Here is a 22,381-nt window from a genome sequence, read left to right as displayed (position 1 = left end):
CTAGACTGTCTAGGTATCAAGCGACGGCCAACACCGGGCGGCCGTCATCGAACGAAAGGCGCCTGATGACCGCCCTTCTTCACACGCTCTACGCCCGCCGCCTGCGGCGGCAGGTCACGAACGGCCCGCTCCCCGAGCACGTCGGGCTGATCATGGACGGCAACCGTCGCTGGGCTCGGCAGATGGGCCTGGAGAACCCGAGCCTCGGGCACAAGTACGGCGCCGAGCACGCCGAGAACGTCCTGTCCTGGTGCGAGGCCGTGGGGATCAAGCACGCCACCGTGTTCCTGTGCTCGACGGAGAACCTTCAGAACCGCGGTGACGCCGAGGTCGCCTTCCTCATGCAGGTCATCGAGCGGATGGTGGCCGACCGGCTCGGCCGCCGGGACGCCCGCTGGCGGGTCCACGTCGCGGGAATGCTCGACGTGTTGCCCGATACGACGGCCCGTGCCCTGAAGGACGCCGTGGAGGCCACCCGTGACTGCGCGACCGGCGCACACGTCACGCTGGCCGTCGGCTACGGAGGCCGGCAGGAGGTGATCGACGCCCTGCGCGAGCATCTGCACGAGCGAGGCGAGGCCGGAGAATCCCTGGCCGACGTGGCACAGGCCCTCACCGTGGACGACATCGCCCGACACCTCTACACGGCGGGCCAGCCGGACCCGGACCTGATCATCCGCACCAGCGGCGAACAGCGGATGTCGAACTTCCTGCTCTGGCAGAGTGCCTACTCGGAGCTGTACTTCTGCGAGGCCAACTGGCCCGCGTTCCGTGAGATCGACTTTCTGCGGGCGCTGCGCAGCTTCGCCGCCAGACAGCGCCGCTACGGCGCTTGAGAAAGTCCACGAACTCTCCGTTTCGGGAACCAAACAGCCTTGTCCCACGCGGTCCGGCCCGGGGGAATCGGCAACATACCAGCCCGTACTGGTTGTCATAAAAGACCCGCTGCGGCTCGCCCACCACGACGGCGTCGAAACCCCGGCCGGGATCTTCCAAAGCCGCCAGCAGTCGCGCAGATTCCGAGCGCCGCAGCCACGCCACCGAACGCGACTGCCCAACATCGAAGAACTCAGTCACGATGGCCCCATAGCCCGCCACCAGCGCCGACGCCCGCGCCAGCTGCCACCGACGAGACTCTTGCGGATCCTGCAGATCCTCGGTGGAAACCCGCCCAAGGAACGCGAACTTGATTATCACTACCCCAGTCCGCCCGCGCAGCACGCCACGGCCCCTGTTCGCGTCTTCAGCATGCGCCTGTCGACGCAGGCTAGGCCACCGGCCGATGACAGCGAGGAGAGAGGGAACGGGGAGTGACCACGGGAACGGCGGCACTGCACGCCGTACGCCTGCTCGCCGGAGATCACACGCTGGGCCGACCGGCAGGGTTGGGCGACCACCTGGCAGAGTACGGAGCGCCGCCTCTGGCCAGTGCGGGTGCCAAAGACAAGCCGACGGCTTTGTGTCATCAGCCTTCAGCGGCTGGCAGGCCAACCGTGCGGCACTGTGTCCGCTGTGGGAGAGCTGGTGGAGCGGGTCGATGGGCGGGATCAGGTCGTCGGTGTGGTTGATCGCCGCGAAGCCATCCGCCATGGGTGGTTGCACCGCGTCGCGACCACCGTCTGTCGGGACCCCGACGGCCGGATCTTTCTCCACAAGCGCCCCGACCACACTTCGCGCTTTCCCGCCAGTACAACTGGCTGATCGGCGGAGCCGTGGGCGTCGGCGAGTCCTACCCGGCAGCCGCATCCCGGGAGATCGCCGAGGAACTCGGCATCCAGGCCTCTGCACGATTTGTCTTCAAGTTCCTATGCCGAGGCGCGATCAGCCCCTATTGGCTCGGCCTGCATGAAGCGGTTCTCGACCGACCGCTCACCCCCGATGCCTTGGAAATCGCCTGGCATGGCTGGCTGACGCCCGCGGAGTGGGCGCTCGACGCCATCGGCTGGAGCTCGACCCGCAAACCGCACCAGTGGTGAAACGGATCTTCGCGCTCAGGAGCGATGGGTGGGGCGGCAAGCGCATCGCCGGAGAGCTCAACGCCGACGGCCTCCCCTGCCCATCGGCCCATGATCGGTGCCGTAACCGGCACCTCTCCGGTGCTGGATGGACGGCCGGCACCGTGCTGTCGATACTGGCCAACACCCGCTACACCGGACACGAAGTGTGGAACAAGCAGAGCCGCACCGAAGTCCTCGTCGACCCGCACAACGTGAGCCTCGGCACCCGGACCCTGATGCGTTGGAACCGTCGCGAGGACTGGGTGACCTCACGAGAGATCGCCCATCCCGCCATCGTGAGCGTCGCGGACTTCGAACGAGCCCAGCACAGCCGCGCCCTACGCGCCTGCGGTCGGCGAACCTACCTGCTCCGCGGCCTTCTACGGTGCGGCTTCTGCGGTCGCCGGATGGAAGGCGCCTGGAACAACGGCCGGGCGAACTACCGCTGCTATCACCGGTATGGAGGACAGGCGGATTGGCCGCTCAGCCTGTCCGTCCGCGAAGACACGATCACAAGCCACCTCGGCGCTGTGCTGATCCGCGCGATAGCCGAGACGCGCCAGGCCGAGACGATCATCGCGTTCGAGAACGTCGAGATCCCCCGCGGCGAAGCTGAGCAGGCCGCGCTATGCCGACGGCTCGGCCTTGAACTGACCTACGACCATCACGGCCGAAGCATCACCGCTGTGGGAAGTCGAGGACCGATAGTGCTCAGCCTTCGCTGACCCAGAGCGTGCCCCTCTCGGACACTAACCTATGGATTCTTATGCAATCTGACGCACAGGGCTGAGTCGCCGACCCAGCGAGCCAAGAAGAATGGCAGTGGGCACTGGCGTACCAGGCGGAGAATGGCGAACTGCCCGGGGGAGCAGCGATCGGGAGACGCTTCGAGCGAAGCCCCCGATGGGGGCGGCTCGTCAAGAATGCTGGCCTTGCCAGCGAGCTCAGTTCGCTTCCCGCAGCCGACAGCTCATCCACCTCCGTTGTGCGCTGACCAGGATTCGCACGTCGTTGACACCGCCGCCGGACACCGGAACACCCCCACGTGCGTAGGGAGGGCCAATCCCGGAACCTCACCGGCCTGTTCGCGTTCGGAACACCCCCACGCGCGTGGGGAGGACGGCGACACGATCCGGCTGCTAGAAGACTGCTACGGAACACCCCCACGTGGGTGGGGAGGACGGCACCACCGATAGCATCTCCGGCCTCCGCGATGGAACACCCCACGTGCGTGGGGAGGACGAGGACATCTACCTGGTGCAGCGGGACGAGTGGGTGCCGCCGGCGTGCGCTCGTGAGCTGATCGGCTCTAGACGGTCCGTTCGGGGACGACGGCTGGGCGCACCGGCGGGCGCAGGGCGGGGCCGTCGGGAGCGAAGAAGAACTGGTCGAGGTGGTCGATCGCATAGTCGATGGCACCGAGCACCACGCACTCGTCGCCGAGCGTGGACCCGCGGAGCTTCGGCATGCGCAGGCAGACCCGTTCGAGCCGGTGGCGCAGCGGCGGCAGCAGCACGTCGGCCGAGCGCGAGAAGCCTCCGCCCAGCACCACGATCTCCGGGTCGAGCAGAAGGATTGCCGCGGCGGCGCCGACCCCGAGCTTCTTGGTGAAGCGCCCGACGGCGTCCAGCGCCGCCGCATCGCCGTTCCTCGCTGCGGCCAGAGTGAAGCCGGCCGCGTCCTCGATCGGCGTGCCCTCCGGGACGACCGCGGAGCTGTTCAGATCCTCCGGCGCGGTGACCCAGCCGGTCTCCGGCAACATGACGATCTCCCCTGCCGCCGCACCGAAGCCACGGTGCAGCTTGCCGTCAAGAATCAACCCGGTGCCCATACGCCGCCCGACGTGCAGGAACACCACATCTCTGGCGCCTCGCGCCACTCCGCGCCTCGTCTCGGCCAGTGCGGCCAAGCGGCTGTCGTTCTCGATCAACACCCGGCAGGGAAACGTCTCCCCCAGCAGACCCGCCAGATCGAGGTCCTTCCATGCCGGAATCGACGCCGACATGATGATGTGTCCCTCCGGAGTCACCAGCCCGGTCGTGCCGACCGCCACCATCCACAGGTCGGACATCGTCAGCCCGCCCAGATCGAGGCAGCTCATGACCGCACGCTTGATCGCCGCCAGCCGCTCCTCCAGCGGCGCGTCGGGCCGCGCCGGCCGACGCGTCTCGGCGAGAACGTTGCCGTCGAGGTCGGCGAGGGCCGCGCGGATGTTGTGTGCACCGATGTCGACGCCCACAAGATGGCCGCCGTCCGCGCGGAACCGGTAGCGTCGCGCCGGCCTGCCCATGGTGCCTGCGGTGGGGGGAACCTCTTCCACCCACCCCAGGCCGGTCAGCTCGTCGACGACATCCTTGGTCGACGGTCGCGACAGACCCGTGCGCTCGGCGAGCATCGACAGGGTCGTGGGCTCGGCACCGCGGAGCGCTTTGATCACGGACACCGAGTTGAGCTGCCGCAACCTGGACAGATCGCCGCCTTTCAACGACAGGCTCGACATCAGGAGGTCTCCTTCTAAAGGCCAGGCGAGTCCTACCGGCTTACTCCAAGTCAAACCCAAGATACCCCCTCGGCACCATTGCCCTCAGCCAGGAACCGATGTACTAATGATGGTCTCCTTAATAAGTACCTCCCGAAGTGAGGTTTAGATGCCGTTCACCGACGTCGGAGAGATCACGGTCACCTCGCGGACGCGGGTCTTCGAGTTCGGCTGGCAGTCGTGGAGCCCGACCGGCGTCTACCGTCTCGAGGAGACCCCGCCGCGGGCCGCCGACGACAACGTGCAGGTCATCTGCTACCGCTCGGAGACACCGGTCCCGGCCGGAGCGTTCCAGGGCGAGGGCCTGCTGGCCGTGGATCCTGGCGACGGCGGCCCGGTCTCGGTCTTCTCGGCGCCCGGCCCGACGGTGGTGCCCTCGATCCGGGCACGCCGGCACGGCGACCGGCTGCGAGTGTCCGCCGACGGTCCCGTACGCCATACGGCGAGCGACGGCGATCTCGGCGCGGCGCTCCGGCACTGGGCGGCGACCGTGGCGGAGGGGCACGCGCCTGCGGACTTCCCGGCGGTGCCGCCGATGTGGTGTTCCTGGTACGGCTACTGGGACAAGGTCACCGACACCGACATCCTCGACAACCTCGCCCTCGCCGAGCGGCACCGCATCGGCGCCGACATGTTCCTCATCGACGACGGTTACGAAGCCGAGATCGGCGACTGGCTGGAGCTCCGGCCGGGCTTCGGGTCGCTGGAGCGGGCCGTCGGCGCCGTGCGCGAGGCGGGCCGGCGGGCCGGTATCTGGGTGGCTCCGTTCCTGGTGGGCCGGCGCAGCCGGATCCACCGGGAGCATCCCGACTGGCTCGTGCGGGACACGCACGCGGGGACGATGTGGGATCAGGACCTCGCGGTACTCGACGTCACCCATCCGCAGGCCGCCACTCACCTGGTCGAGGTGTTCCGCAACCTCGCCGCGCTGGGAATCGATCACTTCAAGCTCGACTACCTCTACGCCGGTGCCCTGCGCGGCCGGCGGCACGAGGACATCGACCCGATCGCGGCGTACCGTCGAGGCCTGGAGCTCATCCGTACCGGTGTCGGCCCGGACGCGACGCTGCACGGGTGCGGCGCTCCGATGCTGCCGAGCATCGGCCTCGTCGACATCATGCGGGTCAGCCCCGACACCGCGCCCCGGGTCTTGCCAAAGGCGGGCGACATCAGTCAGCCGTCGCAAATGGGCGCCCGGCTCGCTGGAGCGGCGCGTGAGTTCCTGCACGCCCGGTGGTGGGTCAACGACCCCGACTGCATCATGGCCCGGCCCGAGGTCGAGGCGCGGGCGGAATGGGCGGCGCATATCGAAACGACCGGCGGCCTGCGCGGATCCAGCGATCCGATCGCCGCGCTCGACACGTGGGGCCTGGACACCACCCGGCGGCTCATGGTCCCGACACGGACGGACCCGTCATGACGCGCAGCATGGAGGGCGGCCTGACCGCGCAGGCCAACCGTGGCGATCCGGCCGACCGGGCGGGCGCCGTAACGGCGGGGGCCCGGCGTCGCCGCCGGCGGGGTCGCAGCGACCGGTACGCCTACCTGTTCATCGCCCCCAGCCTGCTCGGTGTGTGCGGCTTCCTGCTGCTGCCGCTGCTGATAGTGCTGGGCGTGAGCCTGTTCCACTGGGAGCTGTTGTCCGAGCCCTCCTTCGCCGGCCTGGCCAACTACCGGCGGCTCGCCGGTGACGGCGCTACCTGGCATGCGGTGTGGCTGACCGTGCTGTTCGTGCTCCTCTGCATCCCGCTGCAGACCGTGCTCGCGCTGCTCCTCGCCCTCCTGTTGAACCAGCGGATCCGAGGGGTACGGTTCTTCCGCGCGCTGTTCGTCGTGCCGTGGATGGCCACGCCGATCGTGATGGGCCTCGTGTGGACCTGGATCTTCGATCCGCGGGACGGCGCGCTCAACCAGCTGCTCCACCAAGTCGGCGTGAGCGGGCCGAACTGGCTGACCGACCCGACGTGGGCGCTGCCGTCGGTGGCACTGGTGAACGTCTGGCAGTACACCGGCTACACCATGTTGTTCTTCCTGGCCGGTCTGCAGGGCATCCCCCAGGAGCTGTACGACGCCGCGGCCACCGACGGCGCGAACCCGGTCCAGCGGTTCTTCCGCATCACCCTGCCGCTGCTCAACCCGACCATGTTCTTCGTCACCGTCACGAACCTGGTCGGCGCCTTCCAGGTGTTCGACACGGTTTACGCCATGACGGACGGCGGGCCGAGCCACAGCACGGAGGTCCTCAACTTCCGGATCTTCGAGACGGCCTTCCGCCAGTTCGACTTCGGCTACGCATCGACGCTCGCCACCCTTCTCTTCGTGCTCATCCTCGCGGTGACGCTCGTCCAGGTCCGGTTCTTCACCAAGCGCACCACCTACGACCTGAGCTGAGGAGAAAACATGGTCAAGCGCATTGTGCTCTACCTCGTGCTCGTCGCCGGCGCCCTCGTCTCCGTCTTCCCCTACCTGCTGGTCGCGCTGACCGCATTCAAGACCCAGCGGCAGCTCAACTCCACCCGGCCGTGGCTGCCCGCACTGCCGCCCACGTTCGCCAACCTCGGCCACGTGCTGCGCTCCGGCTTCGCCGGCTACATCGCCCACTCGGTGCTGATGACCGCCGCGCTGACCGTGGGACAGCTCGTGTTCACGACCTTCGCGGCGTACGCGTTCGCCCGCCTGCGTTTTCGCGGACGGGACGTGCTCTTCTGGCTGTACGTCGCCACGATGATGGTGCCCAGCGCGGTCACCATGATCCCGCTCTTTCTCATCATGCGTGAGCTGCACCTGGTCAACACATGGTGGGGACTGCTCGCGCCGTATCTTCTCGGCACCCCGTACGGGATCTTTCTCATGCGGCAGTTCTTCCGCGCCCTGCCCGCCGGGCTGGAGGACGCGGCGCGTATCGATGGCGCGGGTCCGCTCACCATCCTGGTGCGGATCATGCTGCCGCTGTCCCGACCCGCCATGGGCACTCTCGCGATCATCACGGTCATCTCGTCGTGGAACAACTTCATGTGGCCGCTGATCATCACCAGCGGCGACGACACGAAGGTCGTCACGGTCGGGATCGCTGGGCTGAAGGGCGCCATCGGAGTCGACCCGAACCTGATGACGGCCGCCGGCCTGATCGCACTGCTGCCCATGGTGGCGATCTTTGTCGCCTTCCAGAGATACATCGTCCGCTCGGTGGTCCTCACCGGCCTCAAGTAAGACCGAATAAAGAGAGGTCAGCCCCTAATGTCCTCCACCCGATTCCGTTGGATCGCGGCGCTGCTCGGCGCCGCGCTGCTCTGGACCCTGGCCGCCTGCGGAGGCGATTCAGGAGACTCCGGAGGCAAGGTAACGCTCACCTACCGGCTCTGGGACGACCAGCAGAAGGTCGGCTACCAGAAGGTGATGGCGGCCTTTGAAAAGGCCGATCCCAACATCCACGTCAAGATCGAGCTGCTTCCCTACGACCAGTACTGGACCAAGATGACCGCGGACGCGGTCGCGGGCACGGCACCGGACGTCTTCTGGATGCAGACCACGGAGTTCCCCGAGTTCGTGACCAAGGGCGTGTTGGCGGACCTGAGCTCCCTCAAGCTCGACACCTCCCAATACCAGCCGAACGTCGTGCAGTCATACACCTACAAGGGCAAGCTGTACGGCGCGCCGAAGGACTTCGGCATCGTCGCGCTGCTCTACAACAAGGACCTGTTCAAGAAGGCCGGCGTCACCATGCCGGACAAGCTCACCTGGGCTCCCGACGGCTCGGGCACGCTGCCGCAGATCGCACGGAAGCTGACGGTCGACGACAAGGGCCGGCACCCGGACCAGGCCGGCTTCGACGCCAATGCGGTGAAGCAGTACGGTTTCGCGTCCTGGAACCACTACCAGACCCAGTGGATGAACTGGGTGGCCTCCAACGGAGGCAAGATCGTGGATCGGCCGTTCGGCAAGTACGTCTTCAACGACGGCGCCTCGGTGGCGGCCCTGCAGTTCGGCGTCGACTTGGTGAACAAGTACCACGTGTCCCCGCCGGCCGCGCAGACCAACCCGCCCAGCGACAAAATCAACGAGATGTTCCAACACGGTCAGGTGGCGATGTTCCCGGCCAACAACGCACTCCTGCCGTTCATGGCTCCCGGCGCCGGCTTCAGCATCGGCATCGCGCCGATGCCGGAGGGCCCCGCCGGGCGCGCGGTGAACATCAACGGACTGTCCGAGGCCGTCTACGCCAAGTCCCCGCACAAGGCGGCGGCCATGAAACTCGTCCGCTTCCTCGGCAGCACCGAGGCGCAGAAGATCATGTCTGACGACGGCTATGTCTTCCCGGCACTGAACGGTCTCTCCCAAGGTTACGTCGACTACTGGAAGAAGAAGGGCCTGGACGTTTCCCCGTACCTCGAGGAGTCCAAGGGCACCACCTTCAATCTGCCCATCACCACCGGCTTCACCGCGTTCGAGAACAAGCTCAACCAGACCTTCAACGATATGTACCTCGGAAAGCTCACGCCCCAGCAGGCCGCCGACCGGGCCGTCGCCGACGGCAACGCGCTCGTCAAGTAGCCAAGGAGCCTGATGGTCAACCGGCGAGCCCTCCTCGCCGGGGGTACGAGCCTGGGTATCGCCGCCGCACCGGGTGCCTCCCTCGTGCGCGCGGCGACCCGCCGTGCCCCTCCGATCGATGTGTTCGCTGACCGCACCCGACGGCCAAACGCTGCACGACCGTGGAGTTCTACGCCGGAATCGACGATGAGGTCGACGTGCCCGGAGTCGTACGCGGCTCGTCGCAGGTCCAGGCGTGGACCGACGGTGAACCGGTCGGCCATATCGGCGTGATCACCGGTGACCAGCCGGCACAGAAGGTCGCCTACTTCGACCACACCGCCTTCGCCGACGCGAAGATCACCTGCGAAGAGTAAGGACATAGATGATCATCCCGAAGCCGGTGCGTCTCGACACCAGCCCGGACCGGTTCGTCCTCGACCGGCACACCGCCCTGACCACCGATCCGGCATTCAGCGAGGTGGCCGCCTGGCTCAGAGCCGAGCTCGGCCCAGTCGTCGGCGGTGGGCTGCCGCCGGGAACGGGCTCAGGCGCGATCACGCTCTCCGTACGGGAGATGCCGCCGGAGGCCTACCGGCTGTCGACGGGAGCCGGCGGTGTGCTCATCGAGGCAGGCGACCCGGCCGGCGCCTTCTATGGAGCGCAGACACTCCGTCAGCTGCTCCCACCCGAGGCGTTCCGCAGGGCGGCCGCCGGACAGCCCCTGCCGCTGCCCGCCGTACACATCGAGGATCGGCCGCGTTTCGCCTGGCGCGGCTGCCTTCTCGACGTCGCCCGGCATTTCCTCACGAAGGCGGATCTGCTGCGGTTCATCGACCTGATGGCCGTGCACAAGCTGAACGTCCTGCACCTGCACCTGACCGACGACCAGGGCTGGCGACTTCAGATCAGACGCTACCCGCGGCTGACCGAGGTCAGCGCATGGCGCCGGGAGAGCCAGGTCGGCTGGAACGGAGCCATGGACGGCCGCCCCCACGGCGGCTACTACACCCAGGACGACATCCGCGAGATCGTCGCGTACGCCGCGCGTCGGCACATCACGGTGGTCCCGGAGATCGACCTGCCAGGACACACCCAGGCGGCGATCGCTGCCTACCCCGAGCTCGGCAACCTCGACGTACCCCTCGAGGTGGCGACGACGTGGGGTGTCGGCGAGAACGTCCTGAACACTGAGGAACACACGATCAGGTTCTTCCAGAACGTACTGGATGAGGTCCTCGAGCTCTTCCCGAGCCCGTACATCTGTGTCGGCGGGGACGAATGCCGCAAGGACCAGTGGCGGGCGAGCCCGGCCGCACAACGCCGGATCGGAGAGCTCGGTCTGCGCGACGAAGAGGAACTGCAGAGCTGGATGATCAGCCGGTTCGCCGACCATCTGTCCTCCTGCGGCCGGCAACTGGTCGGCTGGGACGAGATCCTGGAGGGCGGAGCGCCCGAAGGCACCGTAATCGCCTCGTGGCGCGACGACCACGGCGCCGTGGCCGCCGCGAAGGCCGGGCACGCCGTGGTCACCTGCCCGAACACCTCCACCTACCTCGACTACCGGCAGGCTCCGGGTGAGGACGAGCCGGTACCGTTCGGCACGGTGCTCACCCTCGAGGACGTCTACTCCTTCGAACCCGTACCGGCCGCGCTCGCCGGCGACCAGGCCGCCCAGCACGTCATCGGCTCACAGTGCTGCCTGTGGACGGAACTCATCGACTCCCCACGGCACCTGGACTACATGGCCTTCCCGCGTCTCGCCGCGTTCGCCGAGACGGTGTGGAGCACCTCGGACCGGGATCTGACGGACTTCCGGCAGCGACTCGACCGCCACCTGCCCCGACTCGCGGCGCTCGGCGTGGAGTTCCGCCCGGACGGCGGTCCACTGCCCTGGCAACAGCGGCCCGGCGTACCTGGCCGACCTGAGGAGGCCGACACATGGCGGGCGAAGGTCGCCGACTGGACCCGCAACCTTCGCGAAGGCTGGTGAAGCGGTCTGGCCAGCCTCTCGGTCCATCAACGTGCGGCCCCGTCCGGCGGCGTACCACCAGAAGGCGGAAGGAGCCCAGACAGTGACTCAGGCAGGAAAAATCATCTGGCCCGACAGCGGAACGCTGCGGGTGAACTTCCTAGGGGACTCCGTCGGCTACCGGGGATCCTTCGCCAGTGCCTTGGGGAACTCCTGGCGGTATCTCATGCGGGCCCGCCTGGAGTCGTTCGCGCCGGTCACCTACGGCACCTGCACTCACATTCACAATGCCAACGGCAACACCGTCTTCACCTCGTTCTCCAACGTCAGCGGCGGCGAGGACGTGACGTTCGTGATGCTGGGCACCAACAACGTGCGGGAGGGGCAGGAGTACAGCGCCTTCTACTCCGACTGCGCCTACATGCTGGACCAGGTGCGCACCGCTGCGCCGGACGCGCTGCTGGTGGTCGGCGGGGTGTGGATGCCGAGCGACGGGGGGACGTGGACGGACTGCCGACGCGTTGCGCACTACGATGCGCTGATCGCGGAGCAGGCGCACCAGCACGACGGCATGTACGTCCCGTTCACGGACTTGTTCGACTGCGACTCGAACCGCCATCCGACGGGGGTTCCGGCGTTCGGCGAGTACACCACCGACGGGTTCCACCCGAACGACGCCGGGCACCGGGCGATCTATGACCGGTATCGGATCGCGCTCGGACTGTAGGGGACGCGAATCCAGCCGTGTACACCGAGGTTCCGGCTCCGGATCTGTTGTGCGCGGGCAGGTTCGACGAAAAGCCCGGCTTCACCGTCTACCGTGAGCACGGCGCGCGGAACTGGATGCTGAGCCTCACCGTCACCAACACTGCCGACTACTGGGCCGGCGGGCAGCACCTCGCGACCCACCCGGGCGATCTCGTCCTGATCGCACCGGGCGCGGTGCAGCACTACCGCGCCTCGCCCGACGCTGGCCCGTGGGGTTACTGGTGGGCGCACTTCCAGCCGCGGGCGGCCTGGTTCTCCTGGCTACGGCTGCCCGAGATCTCGCCCGGCTTTAGCCTGACCCGGCTCGCCGGCGACCGCCTCGCCGAGGCCGTCGCCGCGTTCGAACGCGTGCACCGCAACGCGATGCAGTCCACGATGGACGTGGGGGAGGGGCGGCTGATCGCGCCGTCCCGTGAGCTGACGGGCATGTTCGCGACCGAACTCGCGCTCAATGCGATCGAGCAGATCCTGCTGCTGGCCGTGGTCGAGCACGAGCAGCGCAAGAAGCACCTGCCCGATCCGCGCATCCAGTGCGTGCTCGACCGCATCGTCGCGGATCCCGCGCGCCATGTCACGATCGAGGAATTGGCCCGCTCGGTCTCGCTGTCGCCGTCCCGGCTGTCGCACCTGTTCCGCCAGGAGGTCGGCAACTCGATCGTGAACGTCGTGCTCGCCACCCGGCTGCGCAAGGCGGCGTCGCTGCTGGAGTTCTCGGACCATCCGGTGGGCCGGATCGCGGCTGACGTCGGCTTCTCCTCGCCGTACTACTTCAGCCGTCAGTTCCGCAGCCGCTTCGGCGAGAGCCCCTCCGCCTACCGGGCCCGCGTCCGCCGGCACGAGCACGCCTGACCCTCGCATATATCCGAGGATCCCTCGCCGTTCACGAGGTCAGCGGGATCAGGCAAAAGCACAGCCGCCCGCTGCATGGGGAACCGCCGGGTGCCGCCCTATGTTTTTGCCGTGCGCCCCCAGCGCACGCCGCCCCCGACCTCTTGAGTCCATTGTGGACGCCCGTCCCCTCGGCGCGTGGGTGGCTGCTGCCCGCGAACACGGGAGATCCCATGGACAGCAACGCAATGCCGGTCAGCCGCCGTGCGATACTGCGGGCCGGCGGGGTGGTGGCGGCCGGTGTGGCCGTCGGCTCCACCGCGTTTTCCACCCGCGCCTCGGCGGACCCGGCCAGTGGCACCGGGTACGTCGACGTCCAACTGCTGAACATCACCGACCTGCACGGGTACCTGCAGCCGCCGGCGCCGAACGACGGCGGGGTCATCACCGGCGCCGACGGGGTGAAGCTCACCGTCGGTGGCGTCGGATACCTTGCCACGCACCTGAACCGGCTCCGCGAGGGCAACCACAACTCGATCTTCTGCTCGGCCGGCGACAACTTCTCGGGCTGGCCTTACTACGTCGACTCGCAGAACAACGAGCCCACGATCGAGGTGTTGAACGCTCTCGGGCTGCAGTTCTCCTCGGTCGGCAACCATGAGCTGGACAAGAGCCCGCGGTTCCTGATCGACCACATGGAGAAGGGCGCGCCGTACCATCTCGACGAGCCGTTCGACAGTTTCGTCGACTCTACCGGCCGTCGCTTCCATGGCGCCGACTTCCGGTACTACAGCGGCAACGTGCTGTACCGGGACAACGGCCGGCTGATCGTCCCGGCGTACAACATCGAGTACGTCGACGCGGGGGGCGGGCGCCGGCTGCCGATCGGGTTCGTCCACGTCACGGTCGACGGCTGCGTCGACGGTCCCGGATTCAACTGCTCGTATCAGCCGACGCTCGCCACGACCGACTTCGTGGCGGCCGCCAACCGGTCGGCGGCGGAGCTGAAGCGCCGCGGCGTCCGGGCGATCGTCATCGTCATGCACGAGGGTGGGTACGCCGGGCCGGACTTCAACTCGGGCGTGAACCCGACCGGCCCGGCGTTCGATCTGGCGGCGAAGGCCGACCCCGACATCGCCGCGATCATCACCGGTCACTGGCACTGCCGCTTCAACATGATGATCCCGGACCCGAACGGCGTGCCGCGTCCCGTCGTCGAGGCCGGCTACTACGGCCAGGTCATCAACGAGATCCACCTGAAGCTCGACCGGGACACCGGTCATGTCATCCGCGAGCTGACCACGTCCACCAACCATGCGGTGACCCGGGACGTGCCGGTCGATCCGCAGATCCAGGAGATCGCCGACTACTGGTCCCGCAGCTCCGACAAGCTCTACGCCACGCCGATCGCGCGGCAGACCGGCGATCTCACCCGGATGCCGAACGCCGACGGTGAGAGCACGCTCGGCAACCTGGTCGCCGACTTCATCCGGTGGGACACCCTGCGGAGCAACGACGGACACGCGCAGTTCGCGTTCACGCCGGTCCTACCGCCGAAGGGACGGAGCCCGCTGTCCGGCGACCTGCCGTACGTGAAGGGGGCCAACGCCGCGGACACCGACGGGACGATCCTCTTCGGCGAGGCGTGGACCGTGTACGGGTTCGACTCCCCGATCGTCACGGTCTCAATGACCGGCGACGCCTTCCATCGCGGACTCGAACAGCAGTGGCAGACACAGCCCGACGGCTCGGTGCGATACTGCCCGGTCGCGGTCTCCGCCGAGGCCCGCTACACGTACGACCCGACGAAGCCGGTCGGGGAGCGCATCGACCCCGCGAACCTGCGGATCAACGGTGCGCCGATCGACCTGCACGCGACGTACCGGATCGCGACGAACGCCTACACGGTGCTCGCATATGACGGGTACCCGGCGTTCACCGAGTACACCGACGCGGTGCGGCACAGTCTCGACCACGAGGGGTTCATCCGGTACGTGCGGACGCGCGGCACGATCGATCCGCCGGCGCTGGGCCGGGCCACGTCGACCGCGCCGCACCCGCGCGGCGCTCTCCCGGCGTTCATGCCGCCACCGGCCACGGGTCGCGACACCCGGCCGCCGCTGCCGCCCGGCGCCCGCTGCTGACGGCCTCCGATGACGGCACCCGACCTGGTGAGCGCGACTTCACCGCACCCGCGCCGAACCGGCCGTGGGTGGTCGACCTGACCCGTGTATCAAGGGGGACGAGCGGGGAAGGCCGGACAGTGGAGCGCCCCGACGACGCCGACGCTTGACGACCGACGAGAACGGTGGTTGGCCGCTCGTAATAGGAAGAAGCCGTATTGAGCGGGCGTCAAGATGCCCATCGCAGGGTGATCGGTTGCGGTGATGGGCTCTTCCGGGATCGGCTGTTTCCCGCGCGGCGCGAGTGGGGTTGGCTGAGGGATGAACGAGCACGACAGCCGACGCCCGCACTCCCGCGGGTGATCTGCCCACTGCGTCGACCGGCCTGGAAGACCGACCTTTCGCAGACCTCGATTCACTGCTGTTTAGGAGTCGGTCATGGGCATCATCGCCTGGATCATTCTCGGACTCGTGGCCGGGATGGTCGCCAGAATGCTGGTCCCCGGCAGGGACCGCAACGGTTTGGTCATCACCACCCTGATCGGTATCGCCGGTGCCCTGCTGGGCGGTTTCCTGGCGACGCGGTTGTTCCACGTCGCCGGCACCCGGGGATTCTTCGATCTCTCAACCTGGATCACGGCCATCGTGGGCGCGGCAGTCCTGTTGCTCGCCTACCACCTGGTCACCGGGCAAAGTAGCGGCCGGCGCTTCGGTCGTCGGGTAGGCCACAGGTGAGACCCCCGACCTCGCGGTTGGGTCGGCGAGAGGGCGGTGCGTGATGCCGATCGGCGGCGGTATCGCCCTCATCGTCGTCGGGGCGATCCTTACGTTCGCCCTGACCGGGTCCGTACGCGGTATCGACCTGCACATGGCGGGTGTCATCTTGATGCTCGCCGGTGCCGCCGGGCTGCTGCTGCCCTTGCTGGTACGCACCAGGCGACGCTCGAACCGGCCGGCTGCCCGCAGCCGGCAGGATGTCATCGACGAGGGGCCACAGACACTCGTGGCACCTCCGGGCCAGGACCCTCCGCTCAACGATGACCGCCGCACTCCCGACGGTCGCCGGCCCTGGCAGGGACCATGAGCACCACCCCATCCCGCCTGGCCGCCGTCACCAGTAGATCTCGGCGTGGCTCTTCGATCGGAACACGCCCTCACCCGAGCCGCCGCTTCGATCGATCAACCGACCTGTGGCCGTTCGCGCTGATGCCTTTTTGGGGAGAGCCGGCCAACGGGCACCACTCCGCACTGGCCTGTGCCCGGCACGGCATCGCCCCCCACCAGATCGACGTGTCCGCCGGCCTGATCCGGACCTTCGAACGCCTCGGCTGGGCCACCGGCGTCCACTGGCCGACCCCGAAAAAGCCCAGCCGATCGCCGAGAACACCCTCGCCGAACTCCGGCACGACCTCTAACCCGATGATGCCCCTACAGCCGTTCTGGAACGTGAAGAAACCCCTGGTAGGACGAGGCTCGGGTTCGGGATGTTCGGCACTGTCGCACACGCGGACGCCGAGCGACGATCGACCCAACGGCGGGCGGCCGTTCCCCAACGCCCGCGACTGCACTATCCGGACTGCTGGAGATCTCCTCCACGCTCGAGGAAGAGGTGTTCGGTCAGGTCGCCAACCTGCTGAACCTCGAAATGGATCTGCTGTTCTTCGACACCACCAGCACCTACTTCCAGACAGAGGACGCCGATGCGGCGGTTGCTCGCGACGAGTTCGGCCAGGTCGTACCTGCCGAGCAGGCAGCCGACGATCATAAGCGGCGGGGGTTCCGGTCGTTCGGCAAGTCCAAGGACCACCGCGACGACCTGCCCCAGGTCGTGATCGGGATGGGGGTCACCCGCACCGGCATCCCGGTCCGGGTGTGGTCCTGGCCAGGAGCCACCGGGGATTCAGCGCTGATCCGGCAGGTCAAGGACGACATGCGCGACTGGACGCTGTCAGGGATCGTATGGGTCGCTGACCGCGGCTTCGCCTCGGAGGAGAACCGCCTGCACCTGCGGACCGGTGATCACCACTACATCATCGGGGAGAAGCTGCGCTCGGGGTCGGCCGAGGCCACCGAAGCGCTCGCCCGCCAAGGCCGCTACCAGGACGTCCGCGACAACCTGAAGGTCAAGGAGATCCGGATCACCGCTGAGGGACGCCGAGGGCCGATTCTCAGCCTCCGCTGACGCGGACCGTGTCGCGGCCGGACACCACCACAACGGATTCCTATGCAGCTTGACGCTCCGCACTGAGAACTCTCTGCTCAGTGGCGGCCAATGTTGAGGTCGCCGAGCCTACGGTGGTCGGGCGTGTGATCGCCGCTTGGCCTTCGTTCGCCTTCGTCGGGGCCTATCACCTGCTGGAGGGCCAGCTGCGGATGCGTCTGTGGGATCCGGCCGAACACGACACTCCTGATGAAGGAGATGCGGAGCCTGAACCCGTGGCGGGCGAGTCACTACCGGAGGGCCCCGGAGACGACGCATCGGAGGTGTCCGATCTTCGTAGGCGCCTGCAGCGGGAGGCCTGGGAGTGGGCCTTGGCGTACCGGGCGGAGAACGGCGAGCTGCCTGGGGGCGCGGCGATCGGGAGACGCTTCAAGAGAAGTCCCCGGTGGGGGCGCCTCGTCAAGAACGCTGGCCTTACCGGTGCGCTTGCCCCGCCTCACGCGGCCAGCCGCTCGTCGATTTACAGTAGCTGACCGGGCCGGGGACGGGCGGCAGGGCCGGAGGAGCTCGATGTCTTGGCGCGCATCAAGCCAACTGAGCCGGCCGCCATCCGCCGGCTCAGTCTCTGGTGAGGTTGTCACCTGCCTGCGCGGCGATCCAGGAGCGTTGCCGGCCGTGCTACTTTCGGCAGCTCAGCCGCTAAACGAGAGATCTCGGACGGTGTGACTACCGGCCGCGGTCATCGGTGATTGCACTCCTCCGTAGTCCTGTCGCTGTCGCTACACAAGATGACGGTCATGGGGATCCGGAGTTCTTCGCTCTTGTCCTTCGACTGGTAGGTGAGACGGAAACCGTCGATACGGCCAGACCCCTGGCCGGTCCGAACCAGCTCAACGCCCAACTCGACGGCCTCGCGTCCGGGATCCTCTTGGCCGCTGCCCCGCACCGCTCCGGGGGCGCAGGTTCCGTCCACCGTTTGGGGGCTGGCCGGGTTGAACCCGGCTGCCCTCAGTGATCCGGGCTCCAAGGCGATCTGCATCTTTCCCGCGATGGCGGGATTCGCCCGCACGGCGAACCCGCGAATCGTGATCGCCTGGTTGGACGCGAGCGCATCGATCCTGGTCAGCCGAACGTCTCCAGGGGCGTCCAGGCAGAGCACGCCAAGCCCGGCGGAGTAGGCCCGGCCCTGCTTCGACGGTAGTGCCATGCCGGCCGATCCCCCGGAACTCGGACGAACGAGGTGCGACGCTCCTGAGGAGTTCCGGTGTCCGTCGTCGTTCTCCTCCCGCCCGGCCTGGCCCCCGCTGGAGCACGCCGTGCCCATCAGCGATGCGGCCAGGCTAAGACAGAGCAGCCTGCCGAGACGGCTGGCCTTCGAAGTACAGAACATGATCAAAGCTTGTCAGCACTCATGTCCGGAGACGACGCCCAGCCGGTAGACGCGGACCCGCACAGTTTGCTGTCCTGGGTGACGACCCATTCAATCTTGGTGTTACCATTCCATCCCGACTGAGCGGAAACATTCATCCAGCCGAGTGCGACTCCCGCGCCGTAGGTCAGATTCTTTCCGCTGTCCTTCCAGTACGTCGCGCCATGGAATGCCGTACTGCAGTGTGTATAAGCGACATGCCCATGTCGCTCGGCGATGCTTAGGAAGGCGTATGTGCTCTCAGGGCGAATTTCCGAGATTTTCGCACAGTCGCCAGTGCCTATCCACAAACGATAGTTGACCTCATTGCCGACCGTTGCGTCAACAACTCCCGGCAACTGAGCGCCAGCACCCTTTGTGAGATTGATCGAAGCCGTTCCGTTGGGTTTCCATGCGCCCGAAGGCCCATCAACCTGGATTCCCAATCCCAGCGTATGGCTTACGCTTTGCGACTGGTAAACGGTACCCTTTGCGCCAGACCAGGTGGAGACGACGGCAAACCGCTCAGGATTCTGGGTGTAGAGAGTCCCCTTCGCTTGGCCGCAGGGCGCTGCGGTATTCGAGGCGCCGAGATTCGCTGCGGAATGCGGCAATAGCACCGTTGACCGGGCGCTGGCCGCCGCGTCCTTGGTCAGCTTCGCGCTGTTATCGGTGACCCAACCAGCGGGATCGTCATGCGCATCAAACGCCTGCGGCGACGTCGGACTCAGATCAAAGCGGAGATCGGCCGGCTGGCTTTGCTTCGCGGCATCAGATTTCGCCGTCGACCAGATGGCTTTATCGCTCTTGGTCGCCGTCGTCTTCTTCGGGCGCGTGGCCGTGTACTGCCACATGACCGAATTCTTGCGATCGGACGCGAGGATGCGCAGGTCGACACTCCCATCGTCGCCGACGTAACGAGAATCAAGGGCCTTGGGTAGTTTTATTTCGAAACGCCCGCTGGCGTCAGTCTTGGTGACGGCGAAAGTCTGGAGATTAACCGTTCCGCCTTCCGGAACCTCGTCGAGCACAGACTTTTCGGCCACGCTTGGGCCGCTACGTCTGCGTTCGCCAGGGGCTCCCCAGAGCGAGTAACCACTCCAGTGGTTATCGCGTCAGCGTCGATATTGTGGGATATTAGAGATTTGGCTTCCGCCGTCGCGGCAAACGCGCTACTAGTGCCAGCAACGAGCGCGGAGGCGGCCAAGACGGGGATCGTTACTAGTGCGATGCGGCGAGTGGTCTGCATGTCGACCTTCCCTCTCTTCGTGCACACGTCCATCATGGGGGATTTCTCAAGCGAATACATCACAGCAACTCGTCGAGTTCAATGAAGTCAGCTTCGAGCTTGCTGCGGCGAAGATATCTTTTGTTAGATAGATCACGCCGCAGAGTGTTAGCCCATAGACGCAAACCGTCAAACAGTGCTGATCACTAAAGGCGGTTCGCTGAGCGCATTACCATGAATAATCCTGCCTGTAAATCGGGGGATACCCGTAATGTACCGACCGCTTCCGGCCGCTCCTCCTGCGGCAGGACTTACATTCCTCTCAGGGGAACGTTCTACGTGGTAGGGGACGAACGGATCGCCGAGGAACGCAGGAAATATGGTTCCTGTGCCCCAGTGATGCCGAGCAGCCGGAGAGGACGCGATGGAACCCGCCGATCCACCCGGGCCCGGCCCCGGCCCGGCGATGGACGTTCCTGACCAACCACGCCCGCATCCTGATCGCCATCGCCCGCGACCCCGACCTGCGCCACCGTGACCTCGCCGCCACCCTGGACATCACCGAACGCGCCACCCGCGCCATCGTCACTGACCCGGGTGGTCGCCGGGGAAGGCATGAGAGGGCTGGGCTCCGGGGTTCGGACACCCGCCGGGCCCAGCCTCGGGCCAGGGATCCGGGGTCGCGGCCATGTCCCTCCGGACACCCCCACTGCATCGTAATCACCCGGGGCCCGCAGATGAGGCGAGCCGAGATCAATGGGCGCATCGGAACGGTGGATGGCGCTATCTCCCGGCCTCGGGCCTCGCTATCGCCAATGAGCGTTCCAGTACGACGGGCCGATGCCGCCGACACGCTCGCCCCCTACCTGCAGGTCGCCGACGCGCTGCGGTCCCGGATCCGCTTCGGGGACCTGGCCCCGGGCGACAAGCTGCCCCCCCCCGCGAGCTCGCCGAGCACTACAAGATCGCGCGGGCCACGGTCCACGCCGCGCTGCGGGTGCTTGCACGGGGAGGGCCTGACTACCTCGCGCAAAGGCGCCGGCGTGTTCGTGGCCAAGCATCCGCTCCCGCCAGACCCCCAGCCGCGGGCGCCCAAGATCCGGGTGCATCGGTTCGAGGCCATCCTGGCGATCAAGTGGCCGCACCTGGACCGGTGGCTGTCACCGACGCCGGGCGAATCGACCGAGCGCACCGGACGGAGGTGATGCGGCTGGCCCTGCTCGACCCCGACATCGCCGAACTGGAGAGGGAGCGGACGCGGGACCTCATCCGGCTGGCCTCCGCCGACGTGAGGACCTGGTCGGAGAAACGGCCTGGGGAAGGAGCGCTCGCACAACTCGGCCTCGTGTTCCGCTTCCTGGGCGCCGGGCTGTCCGCGGCGGTCGTGGCGGCGTATGCGTTGTGGCTGTTGCCGCTGTTGGTAATCCCGGCCCTCGTGATCCGCTCGCGAACCCGCCGACAGTGGCTGGGGATCAACCGGACCCTGGCCGCGGGAGTCCTCGACGGGCGTCGGTCCGAGTACTGGCAGAAGGTGATGACAAGCCCTGAAGAGGGCAAGGAACTGCGCATCTTCGGGTTCGGCCGCTGGGCGCTCGACCGACGGCAGCACCACATGCACCGCCAGATGAATCCGGTCTGGCACGCCAGCGACATGGCACTGCGCACCCAGTGGGTCACGTTCTTGTTGATCGCCTGCTCACTCGTCGTGGTCTTCCAGGTGGTGATCTTCAGTACCGGCGCCGATGGGTCGGTGGCGCGGACGACGGCGGCACTGACGGCGAGCTGGGGAGTGTTCGCGGCCATCACCCCGATGTCGGACGGATACGCGATCGAGGGCGCTCTTCCGGTGATCCGTGCGCTGCACAAGCTCCGGCGGCAGGTGTGCGGCGCCGAGTCTCCCGCGCCGACCTCCGGCCGGTACGCCACGAGCGCGGCTCGCGCCACGCGCTCACCGCGGGGCCCCGTGGACGGTCCCCCGTCGATCCGGTTCGACGGCGTCGGCTTCTCCTACGAAGGGGCCGTCGAGCCCGTGCTCGACGGTCTTGATCTGGAGATTCGGCCAGGTGAGCTCCTGGCCGTCGTCGGGGCGAACGGCGCCGGGAAGTCGACCTTGATCAAGCTGTTGGCCGGCCTCTACACGCCCACCACCGGACGGATCCTCGCCGACGGTCGGCCCATCGCCGACCAGGAGACCGGCGGACTCCCCGGCTGGCGGCGGCGGATCGCAGTCGTCTTCCAGAGCTTCATCCGGTACCAGCTCTCCCTGGCCGACAACATCGCGCTGGGCAAGGGCGGCGACGTGCCAGGGCAGGCGCCCAGCGTCGAGGCGCTGGAGGCCGCCGCGGCGACCACGGGCCTGCCCGCGCTCGTCCGTGGCCTGCCGTCCGGGTGGCGGACCCCGCTCTCACGCGGGCGCAGCGGCGGCGTCGACCTGTCCGGGGGACAGTGGCAGCAGGTCGTCCTTGCCCGGGCCCGATACGCGATCGGCGCCGGTGCTCGGGTCATCGTGCTCGACGAGCCGACTGCCCACCTTGACGTACGTACCGAACTCGAGGTCTTCCACCACCTCGCCGAGCTCGTCGGCACGACTACGGTCATCCTCATCTCCCACCGGCTGTCCACGGTGCGGCAGGCGGAGCGGATCGTCTTTCTCCGGGACGGCCGCATCGTCGAGTCGGGGACGCACGACGAGCTGATGGCCGCCGACGGCGCGTACGCGGCCATGTTCACGATCCAAGCGGAACGGTTCCGGCGGGGCTACGACGACCGCTACGACGCCGAACCGATTACCAACCACGTGAAGGGCGAACCCGCGTGAGGTACCTCG

General features: G+C 67.4%; 19 protein-coding genes and 1 pseudogene. 17 read left to right on the top strand and 3 right to left on the bottom strand.

Annotated features, from left to right (window positions below; all coding sequences use genetic code 11):
* Positions 1-65 precede the first annotated feature (65 nt).
* The 3 genes from uppS (at position 66) to AB0I04_RS45380 (ending at position 2,722) form a co-directional block, all read left to right on the top strand.
* Positions 66-836 carry a polyprenyl diphosphate synthase gene (gene uppS, locus AB0I04_RS45390; RefSeq protein ID WP_360899562.1) on the top strand — a complete coding sequence of 257 codons (771 nt, stop codon included), beginning with the start codon at positions 66-68 and terminating at the stop codon, positions 834-836.
* Positions 837-1,592: 756 nt separating this feature from the next.
* A complete protein-coding gene (locus AB0I04_RS45385) occupies positions 1,593-1,976 on the top strand; it encodes an NUDIX domain-containing protein (RefSeq protein ID WP_360899559.1) in 384 nt (127 codons plus the stop codon).
* Positions 1,973-2,722, top strand: coding sequence for a recombinase family protein (locus AB0I04_RS45380; protein ID WP_360899556.1), 750 nt, complete (start codon positions 1,973-1,975; stop codon positions 2,720-2,722). Before AB0I04_RS45385 ends, AB0I04_RS45380 begins: the two co-directional genes overlap by 4 nt.
* Before the next feature lie 584 nt (positions 2,723-3,306).
* On the opposite strand, the gene AB0I04_RS45375 is transcribed toward AB0I04_RS45380, so the two are convergent.
* Positions 3,307-4,557, bottom strand: coding sequence for an ROK family transcriptional regulator (locus AB0I04_RS45375; protein WP_360899553.1), 1,251 nt, complete (start codon positions 4,555-4,557; stop codon positions 3,307-3,309).
* A gap of 88 nt (positions 4,558-4,645) precedes the next feature.
* Between AB0I04_RS45375 and AB0I04_RS45370 the strand changes: the two genes are divergently transcribed.
* The 12 genes and pseudogenes from AB0I04_RS45370 to AB0I04_RS45315 all read left to right on the top strand — a co-directional run bounded on the left by AB0I04_RS45370 (position 4,646) and on the right by AB0I04_RS45315 (position 16,939).
* Positions 4,646-5,956, top strand: a complete 1,311-nt coding sequence (locus AB0I04_RS45370) for a glycoside hydrolase family 36 protein (RefSeq protein ID WP_360899551.1) — start codon at positions 4,646-4,648, stop codon at positions 5,954-5,956.
* Positions 5,953-6,927 carry a sugar ABC transporter permease gene (locus AB0I04_RS45365; protein ID WP_360899549.1) on the top strand — a complete coding sequence of 325 codons (975 nt, stop codon included), beginning with the start codon at positions 5,953-5,955 and terminating at the stop codon, positions 6,925-6,927. The genes AB0I04_RS45370 and AB0I04_RS45365 overlap by 4 nt, the downstream gene beginning before the upstream one ends.
* 9 nt (positions 6,928-6,936) lie before the next feature.
* A complete protein-coding gene (locus AB0I04_RS45360; RefSeq protein ID WP_360899546.1) occupies positions 6,937-7,746 on the top strand; it encodes a carbohydrate ABC transporter permease in 810 nt (269 codons plus the stop codon).
* A 27-nt stretch (positions 7,747-7,773) separates the two neighbouring features.
* Positions 7,774-9,087 carry a sugar ABC transporter substrate-binding protein gene (locus AB0I04_RS45355; RefSeq protein ID WP_360899543.1) on the top strand — a complete coding sequence of 438 codons (1,314 nt, stop codon included), beginning with the start codon at positions 7,774-7,776 and terminating at the stop codon, positions 9,085-9,087.
* 155 nt (positions 9,088-9,242) lie between these two features.
* Positions 9,243-9,443, top strand: a pseudogene (locus tag AB0I04_RS45350) (hypothetical protein); the annotation flags it as partial.
* An 8-nt stretch (positions 9,444-9,451) separates the two neighbouring features.
* Positions 9,452-11,059 carry a beta-N-acetylhexosaminidase gene (locus AB0I04_RS45345; protein WP_360899540.1) on the top strand — a complete coding sequence of 536 codons (1,608 nt, stop codon included), beginning with the start codon at positions 9,452-9,454 and terminating at the stop codon, positions 11,057-11,059.
* 82 nt (positions 11,060-11,141) lie between these two features.
* Positions 11,142-11,765: an SGNH/GDSL hydrolase family protein gene (locus AB0I04_RS45340; RefSeq protein ID WP_360899537.1), complete on the top strand. Its 624-nt coding sequence runs from the start codon at positions 11,142-11,144 to the stop codon at positions 11,763-11,765.
* Positions 11,766-11,782: 17 nt separating this feature from the next.
* On the top strand, positions 11,783-12,655 hold the full coding sequence (locus AB0I04_RS45335; RefSeq protein WP_360899534.1) for a helix-turn-helix domain-containing protein: 873 nt from the start codon (positions 11,783-11,785) through the stop codon (positions 12,653-12,655).
* 212 nt (positions 12,656-12,867) lie between these two features.
* Positions 12,868-14,778, top strand: a complete 1,911-nt coding sequence (locus AB0I04_RS45330) for a 5'-nucleotidase C-terminal domain-containing protein (RefSeq protein ID WP_360899531.1) — start codon at positions 12,868-12,870, stop codon at positions 14,776-14,778.
* A 417-nt stretch (positions 14,779-15,195) separates the two neighbouring features.
* Positions 15,196-15,492 (top strand): GlsB/YeaQ/YmgE family stress response membrane protein, encoded by a 297-nt coding sequence (locus AB0I04_RS45325; RefSeq protein ID WP_360899528.1) that lies wholly within the window; start codon positions 15,196-15,198, stop codon positions 15,490-15,492.
* A 43-nt stretch (positions 15,493-15,535) separates the two neighbouring features.
* Positions 15,536-15,841, top strand: coding sequence for a DUF6458 family protein (locus tag AB0I04_RS45320; RefSeq protein ID WP_360899525.1), 306 nt, complete (start codon positions 15,536-15,538; stop codon positions 15,839-15,841).
* Between the two features lie 525 nt (positions 15,842-16,366).
* On the top strand, positions 16,367-16,939 hold the full coding sequence (locus tag AB0I04_RS45315; RefSeq protein ID WP_360899522.1) for a hypothetical protein: 573 nt from the start codon (positions 16,367-16,369) through the stop codon (positions 16,937-16,939).
* Positions 16,940-17,657: 718 nt separating this feature from the next.
* Here AB0I04_RS45315 and AB0I04_RS45310 read toward each other — a convergent pair.
* Entirely contained in the window at positions 17,658-18,125 is a 468-nt protein-coding gene (locus AB0I04_RS45310; RefSeq protein ID WP_360899519.1) for a hypothetical protein, read from the bottom strand.
* A 185-nt stretch (positions 18,126-18,310) separates the two neighbouring features.
* On the bottom strand, positions 18,311-19,372 hold the full coding sequence (locus AB0I04_RS45305) for a hypothetical protein (RefSeq protein ID WP_360899516.1): 1,062 nt from the start codon (positions 19,370-19,372) through the stop codon (positions 18,311-18,313).
* A 997-nt stretch (positions 19,373-20,369) separates the two neighbouring features.
* Between AB0I04_RS45305 and AB0I04_RS45300 the strand changes: the two genes are divergently transcribed.
* The gene (locus AB0I04_RS45300; RefSeq protein WP_360899513.1) at positions 20,370-20,759 is read left to right on the top strand and encodes a hypothetical protein; all 390 of its coding nucleotides are present in this window, start codon (positions 20,370-20,372) and stop codon (positions 20,757-20,759) included.
* Positions 20,759-22,372 (top strand): ABC transporter ATP-binding protein, encoded by a 1,614-nt coding sequence (locus AB0I04_RS45295; RefSeq protein WP_360899510.1) that lies wholly within the window; start codon positions 20,759-20,761, stop codon positions 22,370-22,372. The genes AB0I04_RS45300 and AB0I04_RS45295 overlap by 1 nt, the downstream gene beginning before the upstream one ends.
* The last annotated feature ends 9 nt before the right edge of the window (positions 22,373-22,381 follow it).

Origin of the sequence: Actinoallomurus sp. NPDC050550 (assembly GCF_040655075.1) — a bacterium.
In the GTDB taxonomy this organism is placed as follows: domain Bacteria; phylum Actinomycetota; class Actinomycetes; order Streptosporangiales; family Streptosporangiaceae; genus Actinoallomurus.
Note: the sequence above shows the minus strand (reverse complement) of the source record. Positions and strands in the feature narration are given on the sequence as shown.